The organism is Trichothermofontia sp. (genome assembly GCF_053493415.1).
The window spans coordinates 1-7990 of record NZ_JBRCAD010000053.1 but is presented as its reverse complement, the minus strand read 5'-3'; the positions used below and the strand labels follow the sequence as shown (position 1 = coordinate 7990).

The window sequence follows — 7990 nt, the reverse complement described above, 5'->3', positions numbered from 1 at the left end:
CACCCAACTCTTGTCCCCGGCAAGCCGTACCCCGCTGCCCGTGACCGATCCCACCCTGGCGATACCGGGGCTAGCCGCTGGTTCCCCTGCCGCGCCCGTTGCCCAGGCCCAAGCTGCTCCCACCGTGGTCGTTGCTCCCCCCCAGGAGAACCCGCGATCGCGACGCTATGTAATGGCTGGGGTTGGGGGTGGGATTGTGATGGCAACGCTCGTCCTGGTGGGAGTGGGACGTCTGCTGCGATCGCCGACACCCACCCCGGCAACGGCCCCGTCCCCAACCGAGCCTCCAGGGGCGACAACGCCCACCGCTACCAACCCGGTAGCCCCCTCACCTGCTGCGGTTCCGCCTGCCCCCGCCGCCGATCTGGTTGGCCCCCTGTTGGCCCAGGCAGAACCCCTCCGACAGGCGGGGGATGTGGCCGCAGCCCTGCCTCTCTACGATCGTGCCCTGGAGCTGGCCCCGGATAATGCCACTGCCCACTGGGGACGTTGTTATAGCCTGAACCGCCTGGGGCAGTTTAGCAAGGCCCTGGCCGCCTGCGATCGTGCCCTAGCCCTACGTCCGGACTACCCAGAAGCCCTTTGGAGCAAGGGCTATAGCCTGGAGCAACAGCAACAACCCGCAGCAGCCCTGGCGCTTTATCAACAGGCAACGCAACAGGACCCTGGGTTGGCCGCTGCTTGGAATAACCAGGGGACCGCCCTATTGGCCCTGGGACGACCAGGGGAAGCCGTAGCTGCCTTCGAGCAGGCGCTCGCCCTTGATCCCGACCTAGCCGAAGCGTGGAATAACCGGGGGGCAGCCCTCTGGGGCGTCGGTCGGCACCGCGAGGCCCTGGAATCCGTCGAGCGGGCGATCGTCCTCAAGCCTGATTACGGCGATGCCAAACAACTCCGACAGCAAATGAAACAGCGGCGTCCGCGCTAGCTCGGTGTCCAGACGGGAAAAATCCGAGCCGAGGGTGGACTTTGGACGGATCTCCAGCTTGAGGGCGTGTTAGAACAGAAAAATCTAGATCCGATCGGGCCACCTATGTCGGAACTGGTTGGCCAAAGAAACTGCTAGCCTGAATAAAGCCCAGGGTGCCTGAACTTGTGAGTGCCATAATTTTTGGATGTCTGAGGGGAACTGATGCCCTACCTGTTGATTCATAACCCTGGAACCCCCCAGGAGAAAACCTACGTCTTGCGCTTTGGCTTTAATACGATTGGCCGAGAGCAAGACAATAGCATCGTGCTACCCAATGATGCGCGGGGGATGTCGCGTCACCATGCGGGAATTATTATTAATGATGAACGGGTCGTCATTACCGATCGTCACAGTAGTAATGGCACCTACGTGAACGACACCAAAATCACCCAGACAGAACTCCAAGCGGGAGATGTGATCCACTGCGGCAGTGAAGTATTTCGCTTTGATCACCATCCTGATATTTCGATTCTGCATCAAATTTCGCCGGACGAAACCCGTTTTACAATGGGTGATCTTGTCCATTCCGGCATTTTTGACTATCAGGGATCGATCCTGCGGCTCCGCCAACAGGATCAATCGCAACAAGCGGTTGATAAGCTCAAAATCCTGTTAGAGGTGAGTAAACAACTGTCGAGTCCCGATACGTTTGAACACCTCCTGGATAAAATCCTTGATTTACTCTTCCAAATCATGGAGATCGATCGCGCTGTTATCCTATTAGTCAATCACGATACGGGTATTCTAGAAGAAAAAGCGGTTAAGGTACGTCCCAGTGTGCCGCAGGAGGATCAGTTTTATAGTCGCCAAATTGTGGAAATGGTCTGTGAAAAGGGCGATGCTATTCTCACATCGGATGCCACTACTGATGAGCGTTTTCTAGATTCCTTTTCGGTCCTAAATCAATCGATCCATGCCTCCATGTGCACACCTCTTAAGCCGCGCGATCGCACCCTGGGAGTTCTCTACGTGGACAATTTATCCATCACCGATGTGTATTCGGGAGAGGATCTAGAGTTTTTGACGGCCCTCGCCAACCAAGCCGCGATCGCGATCGACAATGCTCACCTCTACCAGAAGATGGAGGCGGAGGCCATCAAACGGGCAAAATTAGAGCGATTTTTTCCCCAAGCTGTCAGCAAACGGATTATTGAGGAAAAAGGCGATCTACCTGTGATTGAAACCAAGGTGACGGCCCTCTTTTCCGACATTAGTGGCTATACGGAAATGTCTTCAACAATGGAACCACACCAGGTTCTAGAGATGTTGAATGAGTATTTCAAGGTCATGGTGGAAGATATTGTCTTTCGCTATGAAGGCACCCTGGAAAAATATATTGCAGATGCCCTGCTAGCGGTTTGGGGATCGCCCTATCCCCATGAGGATGATGTGCAACGGGCGGTTTGGTCCGCGATCGAGATGCAGTGGGCCATGACCCGTCTGAACCAGCAATGGCTGCAAAAGCGTAACTTGCAAATGCAAATCCACATTGGGTTGAATACGGGACCCGCCGCTGCCGGGAATATTGGTTCGCCCCAGTTGATTCAGTATGCCCATATCGGGGATACGATGAATGTTGCCAGCCGGATTTGCAATGCGGCGAAGGCGGGTGAAATCCTGATTTCCCAATCTACCTACGATGCCCTCATGGCGGCAGGGTTGGAATTCGCGATCGAAAAAATTCCTTCCATCTTTGTGAAGGGGAAAACCCTACCGCTTCAGCTTTATCGTATTCCCTGGCAGCAGGTAAAAGCGCCGCGTTAAGCCGGAATGCTGCGGTGCTTAGGCCGTACTTAGGGAACGATTAAGACGGGGCAAGGGGACAGGTTGATCACCCGATAGGTCACACTTTCCGCTGCACCCTCCTCCGTCAATCCCAATCCCCGACAGCCCATGACAATCAGGTCAGCGTTCATCTCGTCGGCCACGTCGCAAATCACAAAGGCGGGTTGCCCCTGTCGCTCCACGGCTTCGGTTTGAATGTCCAACTGGGAGAAAAAGGTTTGGGCCTCTTCCAGCAACGCCGCGATCGCGGCGGGTGAAGACATGACCTCATCACCCGTGGGTGGAGCTTCAGCCCCTGCCTCCTCAACCACCGACAGCAACAACAGCTTACTGCCATAGGTCTTAACAATATCGGCCACGGTCCCTGCCGCTTCGCGGGACTCACGACTTTGGTCGATCGGGAATAATACGGTTTTGAACATCGCACGCCCCTCCGGAATGGATGCAGTCGATTGAGAAGTGGGATTAGAAGCGGGATGCCGTTTCCTGCAACCGGCCAGACACGCCTCTCTCTCCTAGTCTCGCATTTGCGTGGCCTCCTGTCCCAGGATCGTCGCGAAACCTGATGCCGATCGCGAGGCCGATCTATTGGACAATAAACACAAAGACGACGTTTAGGAGAGTCACGCTGTGCCCAAAAAAACTGTAGCCAGTTTAGCCGCCTCAGATTTAGCCGGGAAGCGCGTCCTGATGCGGGTTGACTTTAATGTGCCCCTTGATGACCAGCTTACGATCACCGATGATACCCGGATTCGGGCGGCTTTGCCCACGATCCAAACCCTCACCCGCCAGGGTGCCAAGGTGATCCTGGCCAGCCACTTTGGGCGGCCCAAGGGGCAGGTGAACGAAAAAATGCGGTTAACGCCCGTTGCGGCCCGCCTCTCCGAGTTACTCGGCCAGCCAGTGACCAAAACCGATGACTGTATTGGTCCCGATGTGGCGGCTAAGGTCGCGGCCATGCAAAACGGTCAGGTACTCCTATTGGAAAATGTTCGCTTCCACGCCGAAGAGGAAAAGAACGATCCTGAGTTTGCCAAGCAACTGGCCGCCCTCGCCGATCTTTATGTGAACGATGCCTTTGGCGCGGCGCACCGTGCCCATGCTTCGACGGAAGGGGTCACCCACTATCTCAGTCCCTGCGTGGCGGGCCTCCTGGTTGAAAAGGAATTGCAATACCTGCAAGCAGCGATCGAAAATCCCCAACGGCCCCTAGCAGCAATCATTGGGGGTTCCAAGGTATCCAGCAAGATCGGCGTGATCGAAACCCTGTTGGAGAAGTGCGACAAGCTGCTCCTGGGCGGGGGCATGATCTTCACTTTTTACAAAGCCCGTGGCCTCAGCGTCGGCAAGTCCCTGGTGGAAGAGGACAAGCTGGACCTAGCGCGATCGCTCGAAGCCAAAGCCAAGGAACGGGGAGTTGCCCTGCTACTCCCCACGGATGTGGTCGTGGCGGATAACTTCGCACCTGATGCCAATGCCCAAACCGTCAGCATTGACGCGATTCCCGATGGCTGGATGGGCCTCGATATCGGCCCCGATTCGGTGAAAACCTTCCAAGCTGCGTTAGCTGACTGTAAGTCGGTGATCTGGAACGGGCCGATGGGCGTGTTTGAGTTCGATAAATTTGCGGCTGGGACCGAAGCGATCGCCCACACCCTGGGGGGCCTGACCCAACAGGGGGCAACCACCATCATTGGTGGCGGTGACTCGGTAGCAGCGGTGGAAAAGGTCGGGCTAGCAGCCCAAATGAGCCACATTTCGACCGGTGGTGGGGCCAGCCTGGAGTTGCTGGAAGGCAAGGTGCTGCCTGGTATTGCGGCACTGGATGACGCCTAGTCGCGACTGAGGCGCGCCGGACATCGCGGCGATCGCCCATCAGAACCCTAACCAAACAACAGCAGCGGGGCGCTTTGCGCCCCTTTTGCATTGATCCACAATCCTCCGCTGCGCCACCCCCTGCTTCATCATCGGCCAAGGGTTGGCCCGATACCCACCGCAATTTATTTCAAGCTATTGCAATTATTTTTCAATAAGGATAAAGTTAAATAGTGTTCTCCTCTCAAAAAAAACCAACAGGACCTTGATTTGCCTAATCTGAGCACGGTCTATGCCGACTTCAGTAAGAATAATTATTCTTAATTACTGTATAGCCAGCGATCGTGCCCAGAAGCATCAGGGTCCCTTTCCCCCGATTAGCTCTAGGGTATTCTGGCTAGATATGCTGTGCGGTTGCGGGTATGCGAAGATTGTCAGACTATGCGTAGGACCAGGGCGGCCTATCCGTTGTGGCTGTCCACGCGATTTAATGCCACTGGGGGGGCGTCTCCGGGGATAGCTCACGGCCACTCCACCAACCGGCGGGGAGCAAAATGCCCCCCAGGTGTTTGACTTGCGCTGGGGTCATCACATAGCCCCATGCCTGTCCCAAAGGGGTACCATCCAGGCCATAGACGGCTAATTGCTGTCGTTGGTATGCATTTTCTAGGAGCGGGCGATCGGGGACATAGCCCTCCAGCGCATCCAAATGTTCCAGAACAGCCGTGTCAATAAAATGCAACAGGCACCCATAAACCGTCCCTTCACCTGGGATCAGAGCCGGATAGCCCAAGGTAGGCAGGTGGTAAAGGTAGCCCTTAGTCAGCGCATCAGAAACGGAAAATGTCTGTCCCTGGAGGTAGTTGTAGTTGGCCTCACCGGGCTTGAGGGTGCCGTAAACGAAGACACGCAAGCGGTGGATGGCAGGCAGAGCAGTCACAGGCAAGTTCATCGACGCAGGGGGGAGGGTAGCAAGAAATTTTAAGGTTCCCTCTTACAATAAAACTACACTCGACGGCTGGTCTACCAGAGGGGGCTTAACCGGGTGCATCTCCGTTTGGCCGTTTTCCCCCAGCCCCTAGCCCTTTCTCCCGCCTAGAGCAAAGCGAATGCATTTGAGGGGTAAGACATAGGAACAGGGCAAGGAGGTAGCCATACGAGCATGGTACACCAACCGTCCATCCCCAACTGTCCATCCAAGTCTTAGTCACTACACCTATCGGTGATTGCGGTCATAAAATGATTGCGGTCATAGAATAAGTATAAGGTCACCTCAAAAAATACCCATCCTACGCCCCCAAGCAGCGTTATCCCACCGGTTGGAGCCGTTTAACTGCCCCCATCCCGGATTCATCGAAGTGCCCATAAGTATGAGGATTGGTATGGAAGATTTTAGACAAGTTCTGTATGAAGCGCTTTTAGTCGCTTTTGCCAAGGTATTAGCCAAATACAATGTGTTTGCCCAGAGCCATATTCTGCGCGATGTCGGCCAAGAGATTATTCAATATCTCAACCAGCACGGTTTTGAGTTTGAAGAAACTGGACAGATTGAGGACTTGGACAGACTAACAGATTTATTTGTCAAAAATGGCTTTGCGGATGAATTAGCGATTGAACCGACTGAAGGGGGAAAAAACTACGTCTGGAAAAATCTCTATGGTTTTAATGCCTATAAAGAGTTATTCGAGATTGTTGATAATCCATTTTTGTCTTGTCCGTTGAATCTTTGTTTGTATTATCTTGCCGATAAGTATGGCAAAAAAATGCTTTTGCATAGGAAGCTATTTGACTTAGGGAATAGAATAACAGAGTCCCAGTATGAAGTTGTAGATAAAAATAGTCCTGCTGATATTGGCTTTGATCCCTTGATTTTGGAAAACGCTAAGCTCTATGAATTGGCACAAAAAAAGGGTGAGATCTATCGCTATCAGGCGATTACCGATGCCCTAACGGGTATTAGCAACCGTCGCTATATTTTAGAGGAAGGGGAGCGGACTTTCCATCGGACTCGTCGCTATCACTTGTCCCTTTCAGTGATCATAATTGATATTGATCATTTCAAGCACATTAACGATACCTATGGTCATGCGACGGGGGATGTGACGTTGCGAATGTTGGCAGATACGTGCCAGCGATCGGCCCGTGATGTGGATTTGATTGGGCGCTTGGGGGGTGAGGAATTTTTGCTGATTCTGCCAGAAACACCGCTTTCGGGGGCCGTTCGTCTAGCGGAGCGGTTGCGACAGGCGGTGGAAAAGACCCAGATTGAGGCCGATAATGGGACCGCGGTCAGGATCACGGTGAGTATGGGGGTGGCTGCCTATCATGGGGATAAGCAGTTGCAGGATTTACTCGATCGCGCCGATGTGGCCCTCGATCGCGCGAAGGAATTAGGCCGGAATCAGGTGGTGGTAGCCAGTATGCCGGATGGGCCTAACGCGGTGGAACGGCCCGCACTGGAGATGGAAGGGGATAACTAAGCGTGCTGGGTACGCTGGACAATGCCAATAAAGGCGTCTTCGAGGGAAAAGGGAATGGGGCGTAGGGAGTGAATTTGAATCTCGTTCAGGGCTAATTGCGATCGCACGTGGGGCAGGTCGCGATCGCAGTCTTCAAGCACAACATGCAGGCGATCGCCAAAAATCGACACCTGCCAGGGGGCTAACTGTTGCTTGAGGATTTGGGCGCTGCGTTGGGGGCGATCGCACACCAGTTCCATCAATTGCCCCGGTTGGGCGGCCTTAATCTCACTAGGGGTTCCCTGCGCGACCACTTCACCGCTCACCATAAAGCCCATGCGATGACAATGCTCGGCTTCTTCCAAGTAATGGGTCGTCACCAGTACTGCTGTGCCGCGACGGGCGAAATCTTCGATTAAGCGCCAAAACTGACGGCGGGCGAGGGGATCAACGCCAGAGGTGGGTTCATCCAGAAACAAAATCTCTGGTTCGTGCATCACGGATGCGCCAAAGGCAACCCGCTGTTTCCAGCCCCCCGGTAGTTGCCCCGTAATTAGGCTTTCTTTACCAACCAGGCCACAGGTGGCCAGTACCCATTCAATGCGCGATCGCCGCTGCTGGGCAGGCACCCCGTAGACACCGCAGTAGAAGGCCAAATTTTCGGCGATCGTCAGGTCATCGTAGAGGGTAAATTTCTGGCTCATATAGCCCAAGCGGCGTCGGAGGCTCTGACTCCGCAGGTTGCGGGTTTCCCCTGCCAGGGCAATGTGACCACCACTGGGTTCCAAAAGACCGCAGAGCATTTTGATCGTGGTGGTTTTTCCGGCCCCGTTCGCCCCTAGTAACCCATAGATCTCACCGTAGTGAATGTTAAGGGTGACGCCCTGGACAGCGTGGAAGCTACCAAAGTATTTCTGGAGGGCTTGGGTTTGGATCGCAATTTGAGTGGGGGGCGTAGGAC

General features: G+C 54.5%; 7 protein-coding genes. 4 read left to right on the top strand and 3 right to left on the bottom strand.

Features of this window, described 5'->3' with window-relative positions; all coding sequences use genetic code 11:
- Positions 1-928: tetratricopeptide repeat protein (locus ACWIUF_RS04785; RefSeq protein WP_448571111.1), on the top strand; the 928-nt coding region annotated here is incomplete at its 5' end.
- A gap of 204 nt (positions 929-1132) precedes the next feature.
- On the top strand, positions 1133-2734 hold the full coding sequence (locus ACWIUF_RS04780; protein WP_448571110.1) for an adenylate/guanylate cyclase domain-containing protein: 1602 nt from the start codon (positions 1133-1135) through the stop codon (positions 2732-2734).
- Positions 2735-2763: 29 nt separating this feature from the next.
- On the opposite strand, the gene ACWIUF_RS04775 is transcribed toward ACWIUF_RS04780, so the two are convergent.
- Positions 2764-3177 carry a universal stress protein gene (locus ACWIUF_RS04775; protein WP_448571109.1) on the bottom strand — a complete coding sequence of 138 codons (414 nt, stop codon included), beginning with the start codon at positions 3175-3177 and terminating at the stop codon, positions 2764-2766.
- A gap of 208 nt (positions 3178-3385) precedes the next feature.
- Between ACWIUF_RS04775 and ACWIUF_RS04770 the strand changes: the two genes are divergently transcribed.
- On the top strand, positions 3386-4591 hold the full coding sequence (locus tag ACWIUF_RS04770; protein WP_448571108.1) for a phosphoglycerate kinase: 1206 nt from the start codon (positions 3386-3388) through the stop codon (positions 4589-4591).
- A gap of 466 nt (positions 4592-5057) precedes the next feature.
- Here the strand turns inward: ACWIUF_RS04770 and ACWIUF_RS04765 are convergent, their stop codons facing one another.
- Positions 5058-5510 carry a gamma-glutamylcyclotransferase family protein gene (locus ACWIUF_RS04765; protein ID WP_448571106.1) on the bottom strand — a complete coding sequence of 151 codons (453 nt, stop codon included), beginning with the start codon at positions 5508-5510 and terminating at the stop codon, positions 5058-5060.
- A gap of 442 nt (positions 5511-5952) precedes the next feature.
- Between ACWIUF_RS04765 and ACWIUF_RS04760 the strand changes: the two genes are divergently transcribed.
- Complete coding sequence (locus ACWIUF_RS04760; protein ID WP_448571104.1) at positions 5953-7050, top strand: GGDEF domain-containing protein; 1098 nt, start codon at positions 5953-5955, stop codon at positions 7048-7050.
- On the opposite strand, the gene ACWIUF_RS04755 is transcribed toward ACWIUF_RS04760, so the two are convergent.
- The coding region (locus ACWIUF_RS04755; RefSeq protein ID WP_448571103.1) for an ATP-binding cassette domain-containing protein at positions 7047-7990 on the bottom strand (944 nt) is incomplete at its 5' end. The two genes, ACWIUF_RS04760 and ACWIUF_RS04755, sit on opposite strands and share 4 nt — an antisense overlap.